Genomic DNA, 20,590 nt, shown 5'->3' on the forward strand with positions numbered 1-20,590 from the left:
AGGAAATTATTATTAGGGAGATGTTGAGTTGTAGCGCCCTGAACTTAACCGATGCTCAACTAACCACTGGTGATTTTCTAGTGAGTCATGTAGCCACCGATTAATTAGGTCAGCAAATTTTACTGGAAGCTGCAAACTCTTCCAGGTTTCGTAAGAGGCTATAGACAGATTATGGTAAAGATCTGAATCTGAAAGCAGCTTTTGAATAGATTCTGCTAAAGCAACAGAGTTGCCAGCAGGAAAAATTTTCGCACTGATGCCATCTTTTAGTTTATTGATAAACATTGGGTGATCTGAAGCAATGATTGGAGTTCGAGCACAAAGGGCATGAGTAATTGCTAGTGGGAAACCCTCTGGAAATTCGTGGCGACTAGGAACTAATACCAGATCAGATTCTCTCATCAGAGGAACTACGGTTTTATTTGGTACTATCCCGAGAAACTCTACACAGTCTTCGATTTGTAGCTGCTTAGTTTTATTGACAAAGAAACCTGTTTTATCGTTACCAGCTATCTTCAATTTTATTGGAAATTTATTAGCTTTTAATTTAGCGATAGATTCTAATATATCGCCAACCCCTTTAGCTTCAATCATTGACCCAATGTAAAACAGTTGCCAAGACTTGGCCTGTGCTGGTAGAGTTTTTGGTGACAAGGATTCTGGGGTTTCAGTAACAATAAAGGTCCAAGGAATTATCTTGTCAGATTTGACTCCTATGTCCTGGAGTACTCGGCAGGAATCAATCCCATAACTACCAATCCATTGGATTCGATCATTATTTAATAATTGGCTTAGTAAATAATTACGAAACTTGTTACGCACCTTTCTGGTGGGAATAGATTCAGCAAATAGGGCTAGGGTTGGAACATTATTGTGAATTGCCCAACGAAAAACTTCCCGAATGGGTGTGCGAACAACTAAATGAGTCGGATGGTAATCTTCAATCAATTTGATTAACTTTTTAACGTTAATCTCTCCATTAAACCCTGCACCAATGGCACGAACTCCTTTTTCGAGTAGCTGATTGTAGGGTTTTTCGGTCATACAACAGAGAGTTGCAACTTCCCCAATTTGTTTGCCAATTTCAGCTACCGCATCTACAGAATATTTCTGAGCATAGTATGTCTCAGGTCCACCTTTAGCTAAGCGTTCAAAGGCTTCACGGTAATCTCCAGCATACTGAATAATCAATAAACGCATGAAATTAATTACGTTATTTTAATTCAATTTTTCTAGTTTTAATATATCCCCTTACATTTGATTAATTGTCAGCATAGTAATTTTTAGGATAAACTGGGTGTGATTTTTTAAAAATTAGCATACAATCCCATTGATTATCGAAATCATTAAAGATTAAGTAAATAATATAATATCAAGACTAGGTAACGCTAATTTTTCCTATCCATTTAATAAAACAAATAGATAAAAAAAAGCTATAGAGCATCAGGTGTAAGCTAATAGGCATTTATAGAAGTCGAAGTAAAGCTGAAGACATATTTATGCTCCCTGCTCCCTTTAAACTAAAATACTATGTCCTAAACTATACTTCGGTTGCTATAAATTTTAATATCGATCCAGTTGTGCAAAAGCCTTCAATCCATCTCCCAATCTCCCAATTAGCCCCGATTCACAATTTAAATGCGTGAAAGCTTAATTATCAATACAATATCAATCAAATAAATCCGGATTATTGAGCCTATTTTGAAAAAGAAATAAAGTCAAACTTAGTCCCATGGTCTAGACAGTAAATTTTGTTAATGGTGGTTATTGATTAGTGGTTAGTTTATTTTTTTTACTAACTACTAAATCCTAAAGTAATAACCACCCTCCAAGGAGGTAATTAATCCGATGTTACTAGAAGTCAGTAGGTAAGCTATCAGCTATCAGCTATCAGCTATCAGCTTATGCGCTACGTCACAGGCTTCTAGCCTGTGCCACGCTACACCGAACAGCTTTTGAATAAAACAGGTAACCATTCATTTAATCTGAGTTAAGTCTGCACCTCAAGTAGCGTGGGCCAAAAGCCCACGGCTGACCGCTGACGGCTGAATGCTTACGTCAGTAGCACAGAAAACTGCCTATATTTGGTAAGTAAAGGCAGCTTTGGTGGATAAAAATTAATGCACCATAGATGATGGACAATTACCAGCTTCCCTTAAGCGTAAGGAGTGTGGCATTGAGCTTAAAGAGGTTTGAGAGTATTGGCCAAAAGTGCGATCGCATCTTTAACGTCTCCCTGAGCTGATTCTGTGGCACAAATTAGCATCACCACCACATTTTTACCCAGCTGACGCGCCAAGATCACTCCACTGACTGGCTGAGTCTGACCACCTAGGGTTAAGTTACCTCTCCAAAGAAGAGACACCCCTCCTGGTACTGGCTGAAAATTACCGGTTTGAAATCCTTCACCCCGCCTAAACTGTTCAATAGCAATCTGTGCTAGGGAAGGGTTGCTTAATGGACGATCTGTCGCTCTTTGTTCTACAAGCACCGTGTAGGCTAAGTTACCATCGGGTGCTTCAATTAATGGGAAACCACCTATGGTACTAACCTTATACCCTTCCAGTATACCCACCTGAAAGCGCTTTGTGAGATCTTTATAAGGTTCTTGATTAAGTCTTAAAGTATGGGCTGAGGTATCAGCAGTAGTGGGAAATGCTGCTAGGGCAAACAATTGAGCTTGAGCTGGTAATGATTGTATTGGTATAGTCAATTGCTCATGTCTAGACCAAGGGGTGCGCCCCCCAATTATCAGTAATAGGGTAGTTAGCAGAGTTAGACCAATCAGCCAAAGTTGGTTACGTTTCATTGAATTATGAATAATAAATTATGAATAATAAATTATTGAAGGATGAATTATAAATAATAAATTATTGAAGGATGAATTATAAATAATAAATTATTGAAGGATGAATTATCAAGGATGAAGTATAAAAACCTATTAGTTGCTGAGTAACCAATCTATGGCATAGCTCACATGTGACATGCCACACGACCCATGCCACACTTCACATTTGCTGACTTCACATTTGCTGACTTCAGACTATTTTCCCAAAATTGCTGGGTTGCCGAAATCAAACACACCAGCAATACAGCCAGTCATGTATGTAGCTAAGGTTGCTGCCCAGAGAGCTTTCCAGCCAATGGAGCTAATGTCAGCACGACGTTCGGGAACTAGACTTGCTAAACCACCAACAAAAATGCCAAAGGATGCAATATGAGCAAAGCCACAGAGGACATAGCTGATAATCAAAATAGCGCGATCGCTAATTAATCCCTGGGCTGATAGCTGGGCTAACTTAAGATAGGAAGGAATCTCGGTTTGCAATAACCGTTGACCGATAAGCACAGAGGCTTGCCACAGTTCCTGCCAATCTAGGGAAACACCAGTGAGAAAGGTCAAGGGCAAAAATAGTACCCCAAAGATATTATCTAAGGTAATCACACTAAAGATATTACCGATTAGCTGTAGTAGGGGATTGTCACTAGCAGCCAAATTAGCCAAATAAGCAAAAAAAGTATTGACGAGTGCGACTAAGCCTAGGATAGCAATGACTACAGCGGCAATTCCCACAGCCATCCTGACCCCATCCCATGCTCCCACAATTAAACTATCCATGAGGCTAGGTTTTTTCTGATTCCGGTCTTCTTCCTCTGTTGGTACCTTCCCTAAGGTTTTGGGTACATCGGTTTCTGGCACAATCAGTTTCGCCATCACGAAGCAGGCGGGAATAGTTAGCACAGAAGCGGACATCAAGTGACCAGTAATTGTGGGGAAAGTGGGTCGCAAGAAACTGGTATAGAGAGCCAATACTGTTGAAGCAATCGAACCAAAGCAGCATGTAAGAATAGCACACAGTTCGCTGCGGGTCATATCGGCTAAGAATGGCTTGACTGCGATCGCTGATTCAATCCCTACAAAAATATTCGCTGCTCCTGATAGGGATTCAGCACCACTAATACTCATAGTTGCCCGGAATAGTCTGGCAAAGACCTGAACCACTGGCTGGATCAGATGCAGTCGATACAACAGAGCAATGAAGGCGGAAAAGAAAACCACCTGGGGTAGGGAGCGGAAGGCAAAAATAAAGCCGAAACTCAGATTATCTGGAGTGAGGCGATCCCCTGGGACAGAAACGTAAGGAGTTCCCACTGCTCGGTAAATCCAGCGTCCCGCTGGACCAGGACCAACCATCAATTCTGGATCAGGAACAAAGGCAGAATTACCACCACCGAGCATAAACCTAGCTCCTGCTTCTGAAGCATCCAAGATAGCATTGAGAGCGTCATTCAAGCCGAGGATGAATTGGCGGGTGGGGGCAAACAGGAATATTAACAGTCCCATGACCAGTTGTAAACCAATCCCGAAAATGATCACTTTCCAAGGAATTAGGCGGCGATGCTCTGAACTGAGCCAAGCAATGAAACATAGGGCAAAAATACCACAGAAGGAAATAACATTGAGATATAAGGGATGAGACATGGGCCCTTGTGTTTTCAATTAGGCAATATCCTCAGCCATGAACTAGCACGACCAGATCCTATGCCAGAGGTACTGCCTCAAGCTAACTAAAACAATATCCGATTCAGGGGAATTTCTCGATGGTACAATCCCTAAAATAGTTTCAGGGAAATAAAGAATCCCAAATTAACATAACTATTGCCAACTATTACCCCCCGAGACCCCCAGAGGATTGCTATATATATGGATGCTTTTGCCCCCTTACCGCCTCAGTGGACCAAATCAGCCACCCATGCCTTGGAATTCTGCTGTCCTAGTTGTCGAGCATCTGTTCTAGAAGCTGAGAAGGTTTGGATTAATCGGTCCTCACCAGTCATGGGTGAAGACCACCGCCGGAAGTGGCAAGAGTTTTATCAATGTCAGTGTGGCTATGTATGGTGGGCTTGGAGTAGCGATCGCCCACCCTCAGAATTGAGCAATCGAGACAATCCTCCTATAGTTTAACCCCCGATCGTCCTTCCGGTTCTTTGGGTCTTCGTGGTTCACTAAAACCACTCTCAATTTTATTTGCGCTACCATATTGTTCACCAAATTAACACCAGGGTGTTAGATGACCAGCAGATCACCAGGTAAACAGGCAGCTCCAAAAATGCGAACGCAAGAGAACGACTGGAGACTTTTCCTACGCCTAGTCCCCTACGCCCGTCGCAGCAAAGGCCCGCTATTTATTGCAATTACTTTATTGATACCCCTGTCCGTAGCAAGTGCCATTCAACCCTTAATTGTTGGGCAGGTAATCTCTTTAATTCGTCAAGAAGAGCGAACTTGGTCTTTCCTATTAGAGCGCTCCCTATCACAGAGCCTCAATATTCTGATCACTATACTACTATTAACTATACTAATCCGGTTAGTGTTCGTCGGGATTCAGGGATTTGTGGTGGTGAAGATAGGTCAGAAAATCACTGCTGCTATCCGGGAAGACCTATTTGAGCACGTCACCTCCCTAGCGGTGAGATTTTTTGACCGCACACCAGTGGGGAAATTGATTACCAGGCTCACTAGCGATGTGGAAGCCCTAGGCGATGTCTTTTCCACCGGTGCCATTGGCATCGTGGGTGATTTACTTTCCATGATAGTCATTGCTGCTACCATGTTTTTAGTGCAATGGCAACTGGCATCGATCTTAGTGGTAATGCTCTTGCCAGTGACTGCTATTATTATTTACTTCCAGAAACAATATCGCAAAGCTAACTACAAATCTAGGGAAGAACTTTCCTCCCTAAACGCGATGCTGCAAGAAAACATCTCTGGCATTAATATTGTGCAATTGTTTCGCCGTGAACAATACAATGCCGAGATGTTTCGCACAGTTAACCAAAAATACATCACTGAAGTAGACAAAACCATCTTTAACGATTCAGCGATTTCAGCAACCCTAGAGTGGATTTCCCTGGTAGCGATCGCAGCAGTGTTGTGGAGCGGTGGTCATTTTATCCTCAAAGATCACCTGAGTTTTGGTGATTTGTCGGCCTTTATCCTCTATGCTCAGCGGCTATTTGACCCCTTGCGTCGGTTTTCAGAAAAATTCACTATGCTCCAAGCCGGTTTCACTGCCATTGAGCGCATCAGTGACATTATGAATGAAACCATTGAAATTCGTGACCCCGAAGGCTTGCAGGTCAGACGGTTGCAGGTGGGAGGTTCTCCAGAGTTTGAGGGAGGGAAACAAGACCGGAAACAATCTGGGGATTTACCGATAAAGCCTCCAAACAGCTTGAATGGTGATCTAGCCCATCACTCTTCTAACTTATCCTTCGGCAATGGTTACACCGAACAACCCTCTAACCTTGGCCAAAAGGCCACGCTACGGGAACAACCTTTGACCAAAGGTCACGCTACGCGAACAACCCTAAACGGAGAGATTTGCTTTGAACACGTTTGGTTTGCTTACAAGGAAGATGAATATGTTCTCAAAGACTTGCACTTTACCATTCATCCAGGGGAAAAAGTTGCTTTAGTTGGTCCGACCGGTGCAGGTAAAAGTTCTATTATTCGGTTGCTGTGCCGCCTCTATGAACCAAGCCAAGGCAGAATTCTCGTAGATGGGATTGATATTCGGGATTTAGCCCAGGCAGAACTACGACGCCACATCGGGGTCATCCTTCAGGAGGGATTTCTTTTTGCTGGTGATGTTAAAAGTAATATTTCTTTAGGAGAAACCTACTCCATTGAGGAAATTAAAACCTCAGCGGAGGTGACGAACGTGGCTAGCTTTATCGAAAAACTGCCCCAAAGCTACGATACCCAGCTGCGAGAGCGAGGAACTAATCTGTCTGCTGGCCAAAAACAATTGTTAGCCTTTGCTCGTGCTGCAATTCGTAACCCCCAAATCTTGGTGCTGGATGAGGCAACAGCTAGTTTAGATGTGGCTACCGAGGCTCTGATTCAAGAAGCTTTGGAACGGCTGTTAGAACAGCGGACTGCAATTATTATTGCCCACCGACTGTCCACTATCCGTAATGTAGACCGGATTCTGGTACTCAAGCGAGGAGAGTTAGTAGAGTCGGGAAGCCATGAGGAATTGTTAGGGCAAAACGGATTGTACGCTAGTTTATACAAATTGCAGATGCTAGGAGATTGATGGCTAATCTAGCATTTTCCTTTAATGTGAAACTAGGATTGATGGGAATAGGGAACAGGGAATAGGGAACAGGTAACAGTAGGAAAGAGCGATGCAGCGCTATAAGACCACGCTCAATCATTCCCTGTTGCCTTGTCCGAAGTTCCCTATTCCAGCTCAAGTAGCGCAATAAATAAAAATTGTCGTTTCTGCTTAAGATGCGTTCGCGTAGCGTGACCGTTCGCGTAGCGTGGCCTTTTGGCCAAGGTCAATCGCTAACTCCGGAAGAGTGACAGGTTCTGCAATCTGTCGTCCCACTGCTGCTGCCACCGGCTTTAAGCTATGAACTAAATCCACCATTGCTTCGATAGAAAGCGCCTGTCTAGCATCAGAAACAGATTTTTCTGGTTCCGGGTGACATTCAATAATCAGTCCATCTGCACCAGCTGCCACTGCAGCTTTTGCCAGAGGTGCCACTAATTCCCGCTTACCCACAGCATGGGAAGGGTCTACAATCACCGGCAAGTGAGTCAACTGCTTGAGTGCTACCACTGCTCCTAAATCTAAGATATTGCGGGTATAGTTATCGAAACTGCGGATACCTCGTTCACACAACACCACCTGAGAGTTACCGTGACTGAGGATATATTCCGCTGCCATGACGAATTCCTCAACAGTAGCAGCTAGTCCCCGCTTTAGCAGTATGGGCAAGTCTTGCTTACCCAAGGCTTTGAGTAAGTCAAAGTTTTGCATATTGCGACTACCTACCTGAAGCAGATCAGCGTGGGTCGCAATAGATTCAATTTGCCCAATCGACATCACCTCGGTCACTACTGGGATTTGGTGACGCCTGCGGATATCAGACAAAATTTCTAGTCCTGCTAGTCCTAGCCCTTGGAAAGAGTACGGGGAGGTGCGCGGTTTGAACGCACCTCCCCGCAACGCTTGTACCGGGGCAGCTTTGAGTTTAGTAGCCACTGTTTCCATCTGGGCGTGACTTTCTACGGTACATGGACCACCAATAATCACCAGTTCTGAGCCACCGAAGACAACTTGTTCTGAGAGTCTAACGATGGTTTGGTGATTGGGGTTAGTAGCTAGTGCTAGTTTAGCGTTCAACATGGTTATGGACTCCTTAGTTAGAGATTTAGTTACAGATATGGACGTAAAAAAAACCCGGTTCCTTGAGGGTTCCGGGTTGCTGTGAAAGGTTGGCACGACCATTACTACCCGGAACGATTTCTGGGCCAAAAAAAGTAAAAGCTGTAAAAGCTGTAAAGGTAGGTGGTCATGTCTTGCTCTTGTCGCTGCTTTGCCTAAAAAAACAAAGGACCGCAGATTATATTGCTGCGGTCCACCGGGGGGTTCCATATGGAACTATCGTCACCTCCGGTGAACCTCCGTAAACCAAAAATAAAAGTAATAGCTGGGGCTGAACATGTCTCTTTGCGGCTAAGCCATGAAAAATTTGGCAATTTCTTTTTACTGGTACTACCCTAGCAAGGGTAATAGCCTCATGTCAATAGTTACTGGGAAATTAGGAAAATTCTGGGCGTTGCTTAATAATGGAATGATTTCAAGAGTTTTGTGGAATGGGCATCTTGCCGTGGAATGGGCATCTTGCTGTGGAATGGGCATCAGGCGTGGAACTGGCATCTTGCCAGTTTCAATATATTTCCGGGCGGGCAGGATGCCCACTCTACTCCTATTCAGCGCGAAGATTCAGCAACGCCAAATTCTGAGCTACTACCCCTGGCTTCGATGCAGCCTAATCCAATCTATGGTCGTCTAGTCTTTCACGATTTTTGCCCAATACATGATTTAAGATCACAGCATTAGTGCTCATTGCTCAGTTTAACGAGCCAAAGCCGTTGAATGCTAGTTTGATTGAAGTCAAAGTTCATTCCTCGTTACGAGATTTTCTGCGATCGCAGGGTCAACCCAATTGGCCTCACCAATTGACTATGGCGAGGCTAGTGGCACGAGCCTTGCGGTTAGGGCGTTCTGCTTTGATTCAGACCGGTTTAGAACCCTTGCAGGAAACCTCTCTACAGTCTTCCTATCGCCTGAGTTACCTGGCACCAGCCCTGGTTTGGTCTGGACCTGTGATCGTAGTGGCACCCTTATGGATACAAGAATGGTTGCTGCAAAAGGAAATTCCCCTTTTACAACAGTGCTTTGGTAGCGATAAGGTAATTCATACCAGTGATAGGTTTCCCGATCAACCGTTCCAAGGACTGTTGATTACCTCACCAGAATCTTGGCTAACAGACCGCTTGAAGAACAAGGGCTGGTTTCCTAATCATATTCCTACTGTGATTGATGGTGTGGATGACCTAGAATCTTGGACTAGTAACCAGCTTAAAGGCTGCATCCAGCCCCAAGACTGGGACGCACTGATGCAAGCCCATCCACAAAAGGCTGATTTGATTCGGGATGTGCGGGTAAAGCTAACCAAAGCCTTATTTCAGCGCCCTGCTAACCCCTATGAGTGCTACCTGATTGAAACAGATCAGCAAGATGGCTTGCAACAGCTATTTGATCAACTAAGTTCCCTCAGCACTCAAGCAGAATCTCTCTATTTGCTGAAACCCTGGGAAAAGTTTTGCCACTTCTGGCAGCAGTCAGGTCAGCTAATGTGGGCAACCGTTGCGCGATCGCAAGGTCAGTTTTCCTTATATAGCGCACCAGTAGAAGTCGCTACAGCCTTAAATCCCATTTGGTCGAGACAGCCAGTAGTGCTAATCGGTGGAGCCCTAGATTTAGAGAAAAGTGCCTCTGTGTACCGTCAGCAGCTCGGATTAGGGGAGTTAACCTGTTTGAAGTTTTCCCCTCACCGACAGATTCAACTGTATTTGCCCGATCGTCTACCCATGCCCAATACAGAGCGATTTCAAAACGCTCTGACTCAAGAAATTCGCACCCTACTAAACCTCAGTACTGACATCACCAGACCAGTAGTTATTTTAGTCGGAGATGTCCCCCTCAAAGCCCAGCTAGGGGCAGTCTTAGCAGCAGAATTTGGTTCCCGGGTGCAGGTAGAAAGCACCAGTCTCAGTCACAGAGGTATTTTGATTTGTGGCTGGGAATTTTGGCATAGGTATCAAGCTCAAATCCCCTCTCCCCAACTGTTGATGATTGCTACCTTACCAATTCCCTCTTTGGAAAATCCATTAGTTGCTGGTCGAGTCGCTTACTACAAGCAGCAACTAATGGATTGGTTTCGTTTGTATTTGTTACCAACAGCATTGAGAGAATTACAACGAGCAGTGGCACCAGTAAGAGCTACTCAAGGCTGTGTTGCCATCTTAGATAATCGTGTAAACCGCCGCAGTTATGGACGTCATGTGCTATCAGCCTTGAGTCCTTTTGCTCGAATTAATTATTTAGATGCCAGTTGGTTGAATTCAGATGCCCCAGAAGCACAAGATAGTTGGCTTTAGAAAGTCAGTAAGCTAAAACGCATTTAAAATGGGTTTTAGCAAGGCAAAAGGCAAAAGGCAAAAGGCAAAAGGCAAAAGGCAAAAGGCAAAAGGCAAAAGGCAAAAGGCAAAAGGCAAAAGGCAAAAGGCAAAAGGGGACTGGAATCTAGATTTTTTATTTGATATCAGTTTAGGTTGGTAAAATTAAAGCCAACATGTTGAGTAACCCAAGTCCTAATTACAATCGAAGTTTTAATTAATATGATCTTCGGATAATTACCCTGTCTTGATGCAGTCGCTCATGGGGGAAACCCCCAAGACCGCGCTGCATCGCTTTATAAAAATCTCCCCCATCTCCCCATCTCCCCATCTCCCCACACTTTTATGATGGGTATTCAACCGGACTTGATATAACTGTTCCCACCCCTACCTAATTATCAAATTGCCGTATTGATAGCACATATTCCCCTTGATTCGCACTATAATTTGTTGAAACATCAAACACTAAACCATCTGTCTCCGCCTTGATATCAATTACATTCGGTAGATTTCCTTCTTTATTAAAGCTCAGTAGCTGATAAAGTCTATCTCCTACTTTTACAAAACTCCCTAACTCAACTCTCGATTGAATCATTCCTCCAGCCGGAGCATAGTATCTCTCGATGTTATCTTTAGATGCTAATTTCATTTGGTAAGAGTCTGGATCAGTTATCGGAAAATCCGGCAATTGTAACATATCTTTTTTCGACAAATAGTTTGTGATACCGTATACTCCCCGTTTCACCGACTCCGGATTCATTTGCATCCCAGAACCCAATTCTAGGGTCCATGATTCAATATCAAACTGAAGGATTCTGCCTAACTTAGCCAAGGCTTTCTCTAACCCTTGCCAAGGCTTAATAAATGCCTCATCGAAAGCATCCCCATCATACTCATCCTCATGCATCACAATTCCATAATCGAGAAGAAAGTCTTTGGCGCTTTCTTCCCGAGAGTAGAAGCCATACAAGAAATCAAGTCCTTGATTAGTAGAACTATGGATATCAATCACATAGTTAGCATCTACACATAAAGATTGCAGTTGATAGCGATAAATGTGACGAAACGGTAATCCCCTTGGAGAGTAGCAGTCTTTTAAGTGTTGTTTCAAGCTAGACTGGATCCGTGCTAAATAGTTATTTCTGATTTCATCAGGGTTCAAATTAAGTTGAGATTGGGCGAAATCCTCTAAATCATCACACTCCTTTTCATAGTCCCAAAAGATCCGATTCCAGTCTTGACCATCGTAAGGATTGAATCCTCCTGTGGCAAAGAAATGACTACGCTGATTAGTGCTAGCTGGATTACAAACAGGGACCAGCCAGATTTCCCCAGTCAGCTGAGTGTCATCCAGAGTGCTCAAAAAGTCAATCAACTGGTGAATTACCGCATTACCAACAATTTCACAACCATGGAGATTGCCTTGTAAATATGCCTTCTTTCCCGGTTGGGAGCCAACGAATTTATAGACTTGGAGCGAAATGCGATCGCCTGAGGTTAGTTGCTGAATTGGAATAGTAGAAATAGTTGGATTCATATAGCAGTTTTAAATTGGGTTAGGTAAAACGTCCAGGGTTTTAGGGAGTAGGGAATAGGGAGTAGGGAGTAGGGAGTAGGGAGTAGGGAGTAGGGGTAATAAAATTCAATGTACCTCATAACTATGATCAATAAGTATGATCAACGGTATAGTTGAGCTTAACCCCTATGGTGTTAATGGGGTTAAAGATTTTGTACCATACCCTGGTATCCATCTAGTCAATCGGTAGGTGTTACCATTGAGGCAAAAGTTAGGAGGAGGCACGATGAGCGTTACAATTCCCAACGATATCTTCCAATCCACAGGCATGACAGAAGCCGAGCTAGAGCTGGAGATAGCCGTGATGCTGTATCAAAAGGAAAAACTTACCCTCGGCAATGCTAGTCGTCTTGCTGGCATGAATCAAATTAATTTTCAACAACTCCTTGCCAGTCGCAATATTTGTCTGCATTATGATGTAGAGGATTTTCGAGAAGACCTGCAGACTCTCGAAGAATTAAAGAGCCTGTGCAGATCGCCTAATAATAGATGAACGTCGAGGTAGAAAAATAGCAGCCAGTATGGGCCTCAAGTATATTGGCATTCTCGGCGTTCTTTTGGAAGCAAAAAATAATAATTTTATTACCAATGTTAAGCCCATTATTGACGATATGATCGCGATCGCTGGTTTCCGAATCAGCCCTCGCCTCTACGCGGATATTCTACCAAGACATCCGGGAACGTGAGAGCCCTGTGTCTAATGACCGGGGATGAAACTCCCGCGACGGGGTTTACCCCGTCGTATCCCGGAAAAATGGAACTATTCTGTTTTAAATATGTCATAATATCTGTAAGTAGGTGATAAAAAATGTATCGGACAATTCCTATAAAAGCAACATTTACTGACGAAGAAAAAGCTTTCTGGCTGTTCCAATGTGAAAACGCTAACAGCTTATGTAATTGTGCGATATATTACTCTAAGCAGAAGCATTACAGTTGGTTAGAACAGCAACCAGAAGCTTATACCACTTATTGGAAGGGTGATGATCTGCGGTATGGGTGGAAAACCTATAAGTGCAATATTAAATACACAGAGCTTTGTAAAGAGTTGAAAGACAACCCCCATTACAAAGCCATGGCCGCCCAGTCAGCACAGCAAACTCTTAAGTCTGTGGCCGAATCAATTACAAGTTACAATCAATTAGTTGGGCTTTACTATAAAGGACAGGTAGACAGGCCAAGACTTCTTAGATACCGCAGAAAAGGGGGGCTAGCTGCTGTCACTTTTCCTAGACAGGCTCTTACTTATAAAAAAGGCTTGTTTTATCCCTCTATAAGTAAAGAGAGTAAGTCAGAATTACTTACTGAAATTGCCTTAGAAGCCCCGGAGTTTGTAGACCCGGATTGGGTCAGAGAGGTAACGATTCGCCCTTGTTATGGTCAACTGTGGATTGACTGGGTAATCGACGACGGTAAGCAACCAGTTGAACACAATTTTAACCTTGATTACTCCCAGGCATGGAGTTTTGATCACGGTGGCGACAATTGGCTGACTGGGGTTTCGACCCAGGGAAAAAGCTTTATCATTGATGGTCGGAAACTGAAGTCAATGAACCAGAGTTATGCTCGCCTGGTCGCAAAGTACAAAGCCGGTGTGCCCGATCTTTATTGGGATGCGAACTTGGATAGAGTTCAGCGGAAGCGAAATAACCAAATGCGTGATGCGATCAATAAAGCCGCTCGATTCATCATCAACCGCTGTCTTAGCAATCGCATTGGAAATTTGATCATAGGTTGGAACGAACGACAAAAAGATTCGGCAAATATGGGGAGACGAGGTAATCAGAACTTCGTAGTCATTCCCACTAAGAGGCTGATCGAGAGATTAAAACAGCTCTGTCCAGAGTATGGAATAAGATTAACAATTACCGAAGAAGCATACACCAGTAAAGCGTCTTTCTTGGATGAGGATTCATTACCTAGACACGGTGAAAAACCCAGTGGATGGAAACCCTCGGGGAGAAGAGTAAGGCGTGGATTGTATAAATCCGCAAAAGGATATCTGGTTAACGCGGACTGCAATGGTGCCGCCAATATTGCCAGAAAAGTAGCCACACAGTTAGGCATTGATCTAACCAAGGTGGGTAGCGGGAGCTTGACACTCCCACATCGGTTTGATCTGTTCAAATCTCTTTCTAGATCTTACCGAACAAGAAGTGAAGCCGCACGGGAAAACCGCTGCGGCGTAACATCCTTGTAGAATCCCCCGTGTTTCAACCGGGGGAGATGTCAAAAGTGGCGGGAGAGTAACTGGCAACCCGAAACAGATGCGATTGGCCGTAGGCCACGCTACGCGAACGCTCTCCCTATGCTGAGTTTGTCAACAGACCTCTGTCAGCTTCCATATTTGGCTAGCCAATCCGAGGTCCACATAAACGGAATTCCAGCTGCAACGGCTGCCTCAGCATCTTCCTTGCGTTCGCGAAGCGTGACCGAAGGTCAATCGCCAACCATCAAAGCTGAAGAGCCGTTGGTTTTAAACTGCAAAATCATTCCCGGCTTTGGTTTTCGGTATTCTCCAGCGTATGCTTTACTGGTTACTTCAGAAAAGTAGTGCCGCTCGCAATAATAACAGGTTGCCCCATAGTCAGGACAAAAAATAATTCCTTTGAGCTGGGGAAGCAATTTAAGAGTTTTCTGTTGCTCTTTAATACAATTACTCAGGGTTTTATGTCGGGCTGCAACTCCAGCCTGATTGGTCACCCCAAGAATGATATAACCCTCATTTTTGAAACATTGCAGAGCTTTATCAGCTCCTTCAATCACTTTTTGCTGGTCAGGGTGGTCGATAAATCTACCTTGACCACTCGGCTGGCGAATGGTCCAGTCGCAATCTACAAATAGCTCAAGTTTTGAATTCATGAAGCTTGCTGGGTGGTACACCAATTAGCGATGCAGCTTCGGAACAGGGGGTTTCCCCCACTCGCGCTTTGCATCAAGACACGGAATGGAGTTATTAGCCGATGATGGAAATGTAACTTATCAAGATCATAAGACCCTAGATCGTCAGCCATGGATTCATCCTTGCTCACCCCATCCATGAGCTGTTTAGTTTCATCAAGGTCAATTCCCAGGCAAAGTAATCCGCTGGTTCCAACTTGGTGTTAATTCCGTCTTCTCCAAGTCTTTTTCATCAAAGCTTCATATAGTTAGTGTTTTATTTAATGTTTTCGTGAATTTTTCTGGAATTGTGAAATTTTTGCTGAAGTTATATCTATAATTGCTTTTAAACTAAAATTCAGCCATCCAATTCAACTAGTTCATTGAACTCCTGATTAGTTACGTCCATGCTTACGACATTTGGCTTGGATGTTTACCTTGATGTTGCTCGCTGATTAAGATGCTCGCTTATTGTCTAAATAATTGGCTAAAACCACTTGTTTTTTAGGCCAATTTACTTGTTGATTAATGACTATATAATTGAGATAATCTTAAGCACATAGTGTGAGGATAGAGTGTGAATATTTTCCTGATTGGTTATTACGGCTATGGTAATATTGGCGACGATTTGTTTGTTGAGCAGTTAACTAATTATTTCGCTAGTAAAAAAGATGTCAAAAAAATATTTATCTGTTGCCAAACTAATTATTACCAAGGTTTGAGTGACAAAGTTGTGTTCTTTAGGAATGCACAACTATCAAAACTAAAAAGAACTTTATTACTATTGAAAAGTGACTGCATAGCCTGGGGTGGGGGAACCTTAAACCTGCAAGACAGGCCAAGGAATTTATCAAGGATGCAAGCCTTGTCAAAATTAATGGGTAAGCGTTTCTGCTTCCTCGGTGTTGGATTAGAAAGTGTGAAATCTGAGAAGAAAAAAAAGATAGCTGATATCTTTGAAAAAGCCGATCTGTTATACCTTAGAGATAACCATTCCTATGATATGGCATTGCAACAGCTTCAACTTGCTAAATCACCTGACTTAGGAGGTGACTTGGCTTTCTTGGATTTGACTATGTATGAAAAGTTTGTCAAACCAGCCAACCAAGCTAGTGATATTGCCAACATATCCTTCTCTGGAAAATTTTGGTGGGGTGAAGGTAGGGCTGAGTTTTATGCCAAACAGTTAATGCCACTCATTGAGAAGTATAATTGTATGATTCATTTGCTACCAGGACATGTAGGAAATGAAAGAAATGATAATCGCTTCCACGAACGACTGAAGAAATATTTACCTGCTTCTAATTGCCAAATCAACTCATGGAAAAATCCGGAAGAGTTTCTAGCAATCCTGAGGCACATGGATTTTCACATCGGTAATCGCCTGCACTCAATTATACTAGCCGATCTCCTTGGGATTGCCAATATTGGAATTGTTAATTCCGAATCAAAAATTAAGCATTACATTGATAAGTCAGAAATGCTACCGACAGCAAGAGTGGTAAATTTTATGGAGCCCTTGTCTCTAGAGCGGATAGAAACAGTTTTCAAAAATTACAAAAGACCAGAAGAGTTTATCTGCCAAGAATCAAAAACTGCGAAAGAATGTCTTGAGAAAGTTTTTGCCAATAGATAGTTTTACCTTTATTCAACTACACTAAGAAATCTTATGAAACTACTGCATGTTGAAAAAATCATTGCTAATGACAGAGTGAGACTTGTTGGTCTCGTGCAGGTTGATAGCCTTGACCAAGAAATAGAGATTTATTTTGAATATCCTCAACGATTCGCTGATTTTGTCAGTGAAAGCGCCGATGCTTTTGTTCCTGCCTTACTTTTACCGGCAATGGAGAAAGGTGAAAATCTGGAGATAAAACCGCTGATGTCCGCGAAACTTTTTCGCAATTTACCTACCATACAAGATATCTTTCATCAGTGGTATCCATCCCAGCTGAAAAAAGTTTTAGTTACCGCAGAATCTCCAACAAACTATGATCAAAAATCCCTTAGCAAAGTTGGGGCATTTTTCTCCTTGGGAGTGGATTCGTTTTATACCTTTATTAAACATACGAAGACCCCTAGCGACCTTGGACTTCCGCTTTCTCATTTAATTTACATGAAAGGCATTGAGCGACCTTTACGCATTTATAAACATGGTCAAGAAAAAAAGGTAATTTCAAGGATTATGGAAGTTGCCCATGCAGCCAGTATAGATTGTATTGTAGGTGAAACAAATATCCGCAATCATTTTAACTTACAATGGGGACCTTATTATCATGGGGCTGGCTTAGCTTCAGTGTCCCTTTCTCTTTCAGCAGGTTTAGAATCTGTTTTAATTCCTTCAACAGATTCTTATAAAGATGTTTTCCCTTGGGGAACTAGCCCATTACTCGACCACCTATGGTCAACGGAAAAAACTAATATAGTTCATGACGGTTCAGAGACCCAAAGGGTTGAAAAAATTGCTAAATTTTTAGCAAAAGACCCTTTTGCTATGAAATATTTGAGGGTATGTACTAATAATGAAGGTGGTGAAACCAACTGTGGAACCTGCCCTAAATGCGTGAGAACTATGCTGCCTTTACTGATTTCTGGCAATTTAGAAAAAGCCATAACATTTCCAGATAAATTACCCAGTAATTGGAACAGAATATTGCAAATTCAAGATACTCATGATCTAAGTCATGCTGTAGCAATTTTGAAGCTAGCGAAAGACGTTAAGGCCGAAGAAAAAATAGTAAAAGCTCTTGATAGCAAAATAGAAAATGGTAAAGCCTATCTATTTTGCCAAGGCAAAACTATTGCTGGCGTAGTAGCTTCAATACTTCACGTTTATTTTATTAAGAAGCCATTTGATTTGGTCAAACAACCAATCAAAGACATTCTAAATAGCCTAAGTTTATATAGCGCAAACCAGGGCTGAATGACACCCTGGCCGTAGGCCACGCTACGCGAACGTTAAGCGCCAGCTTAAGCCAAAAACTGGGAAAAATCTGCTAGAACTGATCAGCTATCAGCTATCAGCCGTCAGCCGTCAGCCGTCAGCCGTCAGCCTTGGCCATTCGCGAATGGCCAAGGCTGACGCTACGGAATCAGCTTATTTTATTCAAAGGTGCGCTTTCCGCATCTAATTATTAAATTCGCCACGGGTCGCATCTAAAAGCACCGATTGCGCTACGCGCACGCTGCGCGAACAGTAGCTTGGCCACAGGCTCAAAGCTGATAACTGATAGCTGATAGCTGATAGCTGATAGCTGATAGCTGATAGCTGATAGCTTACTCGCTGACTAACCCCCTGATAAAAACTGGGGATTTGGCCAATGATATTGGTTCTTAACAGGTAGCGGAGCTGCCTGACTTACCTTTTCTCTCCTAGCACTTTCAATAACACTCCCTTGGCAAAGCATCTGAGCCATCAAAATCATTACAGTTTCAAATACTGAGGTCTTATTATTGGGATTAACAGCTACAATTGGGGGTTGATTGGTATCGCCGATGTATGCCATGCGCATCATAATTTCCTCTGGAGTCCATGCCCCTGCAACATCAGTATGAGTCAGACCAATAATCATTGGAATAGTGACCCGCTCCTGCATAAACGATAAAATCTGACGAGCACTAGCAAAATCACTGGTTCGATTAGCTGCCATCAATAAAATATAGGCGTGAGCTCGGCGAATCAAAATATCCCACATAAAATCAAAGCGAGCTTGACCAGGAGTTCCATACAGGTGCAAATCCAAGTTCCGATTTAAGGAACGCAAACCAAAGTCTAAGGCAACGGTCGTTTTTTTCTTAAACAATGATGTGGCATCCGTAGCCGTTCGTTCTGTTTCAATAACCGCACCTTCGCTGAATGTTCTGACAAAAGTAGATTTGCCAGCCCCTATTGTTCCCGTTACTACAATCCGTATACTGTCCATTGGATTATGCTTCCCTAGCAAATACTACAGGTTATCAACTGTGCCAGTAGGTTGGGGTGAATCAAGGTAATTTGTTGACGATTGATGGTTGATGGTTGACGGTTGATGGTTGACTGTTAGTGGTCAACCTTTAACAAAAAATACCTTACATTGAATTTCACACACCCACTGACGTTATACCAATAATCTAGAATGCCTTGGCCGTAGGCCACGCTACGCGAACAACAATTTTTAAAAAATTTTACCATTTAATAATGGGTAATGGGTAATTAATCCTAGTCTTTAAATTACCCATTACCAATTATCTATCACCCATTACCAATGACTATCAATTACTATAGTTTATCCCTTTTATAAACACAAGGTATTAGTAGAGTAATACCCAGAAAATTACTATAGCAACATTGGTTTTAATTCAGCAAGAGTCCGTTTAATTTCTAACATCAATACTCCCTGCTTAGCTGCTTTACTAGCTAGAACCAGAAATACCGCTTCTTCACCACAACTGGTCAAAACGCTAAATCCCTCTTTCCCCTCAACATAGATCCGGTCAATGTCACCTCTAGCCAGTTCTGAGCCAATTCGCTCACCCAAGGAGAGCATAGCTGCAGACATGGCTGAAACCCGTTCTTCATCCATTTCCCCAGGCAGACTAGACGCTAAGGGTAAACCATCGGTCGTGACTACAGCTGCTCCCTGAATATCAGCAGTGGATGTAACAAAATTATGCAGGATATACCCCAATTTTTGAGCATTGATCGCCATTGTTCTCTTACTCCAATTGCAGAATGTGTAATTCGGTTAGTTTGTGTTCCTCGAAACTGATAGCTGATATTTAAGTAGGAGTAGTGCCAATTTGCCAGAACTTATAGACTATTGATTGAGTTTCCAACAAAATCGACAGGTAATCTAACAATCCTATCGGAAAAGTGAACAGTCACAGGTCTGACTCAGGACTCGTAACTTTCCGAGTCAGAACTATTTTATTGACAGGTATTGTTCACAAATGATTTAGGATTGCTCTAGTTACATAGAGCTAGCGCCAGTACTAATCAGACGTCTAAATAGACCCTCTGTCCAGCCAGTTTCTTTGAGAACCGCTGCCGAACTCACTTCTACATAGGCTTGCTCAATGAAGGCTAAATCAATCATGCAGATCCGACTGAGGGCATCCCGCAAGGCTTCATCTTTACTATCAGTTTTTATCCGGTTAGTAAATGCCTGCACTACAATTGCCATTGCTGGGACGACATGTTGAGGACCGATACCAATTTTCACATGTACCAAACCTATACGCCAACGACGTTCAGCATAGGCTTGTCCCCAGTCATCCATACCAGTGAACATTTCGTAAAACCATTGCACAAAGGTTGCTCGTAGGCGATCCATACGACCTTCCTTCTCTTTCATAATGGCATCCATTTCTTCATCATTACCTAAGTAAGTATAGAAATGGTCTGCCATTTCAGAAGCAATTTCTTTTCCCCAATCTGCCTGTGATTTCAGAAGCACTTTGTCTTCACTGGTCAAATTGACACGCTTTTCCATCTTAGTCATAAATTCCTGGGGATCTAAGCTCATAATTACTCCGATATAGGTTAAACTAACTCTAATTGATTACTTATTTGTTTAGCAAAGCACCCCGATTTAATTTTAGAGTATTCCAAC

The 20,590-nt window shown here is 42.8% G+C and carries 21 protein-coding genes; 10 read left to right on the forward strand and 11 right to left on the reverse strand.

Annotated features, from left to right (window positions below):
* Positions 1 to 12: 12 nt before the first annotated feature.
* The 3 genes from F6J90_RS26075 to F6J90_RS26085 all read right to left on the reverse strand — a co-directional run bounded on the left by F6J90_RS26075 (position 13) and on the right by F6J90_RS26085 (position 4,483).
* Entirely contained in the window at positions 13 to 1,200 is a 1,188-nt protein-coding gene (locus tag F6J90_RS26075; protein WP_293100120.1) for a glycosyltransferase, read from the reverse strand.
* 982 nt (positions 1,201 to 2,182) lie between these two features.
* A complete protein-coding gene (locus tag F6J90_RS26080; RefSeq protein WP_293100123.1) occupies positions 2,183 to 2,809 on the reverse strand; it encodes a hypothetical protein in 627 nt (208 codons plus the stop codon).
* A 234-nt stretch (positions 2,810 to 3,043) separates the two neighbouring features.
* Positions 3,044 to 4,483: a nucleoside transporter C-terminal domain-containing protein gene (locus tag F6J90_RS26085; RefSeq protein WP_293100126.1), complete on the reverse strand. Its 1,440-nt coding sequence runs from the start codon at positions 4,481 to 4,483 to the stop codon at positions 3,044 to 3,046.
* Between the two features lie 222 nt (positions 4,484 to 4,705).
* On the opposite strand from F6J90_RS26085, the gene F6J90_RS26090 reads away from it, so the two are divergent.
* Together F6J90_RS26090 and F6J90_RS26095 are read left to right on the forward strand one after the other, a co-directional pair.
* Positions 4,706 to 4,966, forward strand: coding sequence for a hypothetical protein (locus F6J90_RS26090; protein WP_293100784.1), 261 nt, complete (start codon positions 4,706 to 4,708; stop codon positions 4,964 to 4,966).
* Positions 4,967 to 5,072: 106 nt separating this feature from the next.
* Positions 5,073 to 7,103: an ABC transporter ATP-binding protein gene (locus tag F6J90_RS26095; protein ID WP_293100128.1), complete on the forward strand. Its 2,031-nt coding sequence runs from the start codon at positions 5,073 to 5,075 to the stop codon at positions 7,101 to 7,103.
* Here the strand turns inward: F6J90_RS26095 and F6J90_RS26100 are convergent.
* Together F6J90_RS26100 and aroF are read right to left on the reverse strand one after the other, a co-directional pair.
* Positions 7,069 to 7,272, reverse strand: coding sequence for a hypothetical protein (locus F6J90_RS26100; protein WP_293100131.1), 204 nt, complete (start codon positions 7,270 to 7,272; stop codon positions 7,069 to 7,071). The two genes, F6J90_RS26095 and F6J90_RS26100, sit on opposite strands and share 35 nt — an antisense overlap.
* 23 nt (positions 7,273 to 7,295) lie before the next feature.
* A complete protein-coding gene (gene aroF, locus F6J90_RS26105; RefSeq protein WP_366513859.1) occupies positions 7,296 to 8,453 on the reverse strand; it encodes a 3-deoxy-7-phosphoheptulonate synthase in 1,158 nt (385 codons plus the stop codon).
* Positions 8,454 to 8,598: 145 nt separating this feature from the next.
* On the opposite strand from aroF, the gene F6J90_RS26110 reads away from it, so the two are divergent.
* The 3 genes from F6J90_RS26110 to F6J90_RS26120 are packed head-to-tail and all read left to right on the forward strand — an operon-like array spanning position 8,599 to position 10,706.
* The gene (locus tag F6J90_RS26110; protein ID WP_293100133.1) at positions 8,599 to 8,874 is read left to right on the forward strand and encodes a hypothetical protein; all 276 of its coding nucleotides are present in this window, start codon (positions 8,599 to 8,601) and stop codon (positions 8,872 to 8,874) included.
* Positions 8,875 to 8,920: 46 nt separating this feature from the next.
* Entirely contained in the window at positions 8,921 to 10,525 is a 1,605-nt protein-coding gene (locus F6J90_RS26115) for a helicase C-terminal domain-containing protein (RefSeq protein ID WP_366513860.1), read from the forward strand.
* Positions 10,526 to 10,553: 28 nt separating this feature from the next.
* Positions 10,554 to 10,706 (forward strand): hypothetical protein, encoded by a 153-nt coding sequence (locus F6J90_RS26120; RefSeq protein ID WP_293100136.1) that lies wholly within the window; start codon positions 10,554 to 10,556, stop codon positions 10,704 to 10,706.
* Between the two features lie 228 nt (positions 10,707 to 10,934).
* Here the strand turns inward: F6J90_RS26120 and F6J90_RS26125 are convergent, their stop codons facing one another.
* Both F6J90_RS26125 and F6J90_RS26130 read right to left on the reverse strand, forming a co-directional pair.
* Complete coding sequence (locus tag F6J90_RS26125; protein WP_293100139.1) at positions 10,935 to 12,080, reverse strand: succinylglutamate desuccinylase/aspartoacylase family protein; 1,146 nt, start codon at positions 12,078 to 12,080, stop codon at positions 10,935 to 10,937.
* Positions 12,077 to 12,199 carry a hypothetical protein gene (locus tag F6J90_RS26130; protein ID WP_293100142.1) on the reverse strand — a complete coding sequence of 41 codons (123 nt, stop codon included), beginning with the start codon at positions 12,197 to 12,199 and terminating at the stop codon, positions 12,077 to 12,079. The genes F6J90_RS26125 and F6J90_RS26130 overlap by 4 nt, the downstream gene beginning before the upstream one ends.
* A 146-nt stretch (positions 12,200 to 12,345) precedes the next feature.
* Here F6J90_RS26130 and F6J90_RS26135 point away from each other — a divergent pair, with 146 nt between their 5' ends.
* From F6J90_RS26135 to F6J90_RS26145, 3 genes are all read left to right on the forward strand, one after another.
* Positions 12,346 to 12,612, forward strand: coding sequence for a UPF0175 family protein (locus F6J90_RS26135; RefSeq protein WP_293100145.1), 267 nt, complete (start codon positions 12,346 to 12,348; stop codon positions 12,610 to 12,612).
* Between the two features lie 28 nt (positions 12,613 to 12,640).
* Complete coding sequence (locus F6J90_RS26140) at positions 12,641 to 12,805, forward strand: DUF3368 domain-containing protein (protein ID WP_293100148.1); 165 nt, start codon at positions 12,641 to 12,643, stop codon at positions 12,803 to 12,805.
* 122 nt (positions 12,806 to 12,927) lie between these two features.
* Positions 12,928 to 14,319: a transposase gene (locus F6J90_RS26145; protein WP_293100150.1), complete on the forward strand. Its 1,392-nt coding sequence runs from the start codon at positions 12,928 to 12,930 to the stop codon at positions 14,317 to 14,319.
* Positions 14,320 to 14,558: 239 nt separating this feature from the next.
* On the opposite strand, the gene F6J90_RS26150 is transcribed toward F6J90_RS26145, so the two are convergent.
* A complete protein-coding gene (locus F6J90_RS26150) occupies positions 14,559 to 14,981 on the reverse strand; it encodes a polynucleotide kinase (RefSeq protein WP_293100153.1) in 423 nt (140 codons plus the stop codon).
* A gap of 595 nt (positions 14,982 to 15,576) precedes the next feature.
* Here F6J90_RS26150 and F6J90_RS26155 point away from each other — a divergent pair.
* Positions 15,577 to 16,635, forward strand: a complete 1,059-nt coding sequence (locus tag F6J90_RS26155; RefSeq protein WP_293100156.1) for a polysaccharide pyruvyl transferase family protein — start codon at positions 15,577 to 15,579, stop codon at positions 16,633 to 16,635.
* Between the two features lie 33 nt (positions 16,636 to 16,668).
* Positions 16,669 to 17,922, forward strand: coding sequence for a hypothetical protein (locus F6J90_RS26160; protein ID WP_293100159.1), 1,254 nt, complete (start codon positions 16,669 to 16,671; stop codon positions 17,920 to 17,922).
* Positions 17,923 to 18,286: 364 nt separating this feature from the next.
* Here F6J90_RS26160 and F6J90_RS26165 read toward each other — a convergent pair whose 3' ends face one another.
* From F6J90_RS26165 to F6J90_RS26175, 3 genes are all read right to left on the reverse strand, one after another.
* Positions 18,287 to 18,922, reverse strand: coding sequence for an ATP/GTP-binding protein (locus F6J90_RS26165; RefSeq protein WP_293100162.1), 636 nt, complete (start codon positions 18,920 to 18,922; stop codon positions 18,287 to 18,289).
* A gap of 393 nt (positions 18,923 to 19,315) precedes the next feature.
* Positions 19,316 to 19,687 (reverse strand): roadblock/LC7 domain-containing protein, encoded by a 372-nt coding sequence (locus tag F6J90_RS26170; protein ID WP_293100165.1) that lies wholly within the window; start codon positions 19,685 to 19,687, stop codon positions 19,316 to 19,318.
* A 261-nt stretch (positions 19,688 to 19,948) separates the two neighbouring features.
* Positions 19,949 to 20,503, reverse strand: a complete 555-nt coding sequence (locus F6J90_RS26175) for a protoglobin domain-containing protein (protein WP_293100168.1) — start codon at positions 20,501 to 20,503, stop codon at positions 19,949 to 19,951.
* Positions 20,504 to 20,590: the final 87 nt, after the last annotated feature.

Source organism: Moorena sp. SIOASIH, assembly GCF_010671925.1.
GTDB lineage: Bacteria > Cyanobacteriota > Cyanobacteriia > Cyanobacteriales > Coleofasciculaceae > Moorena.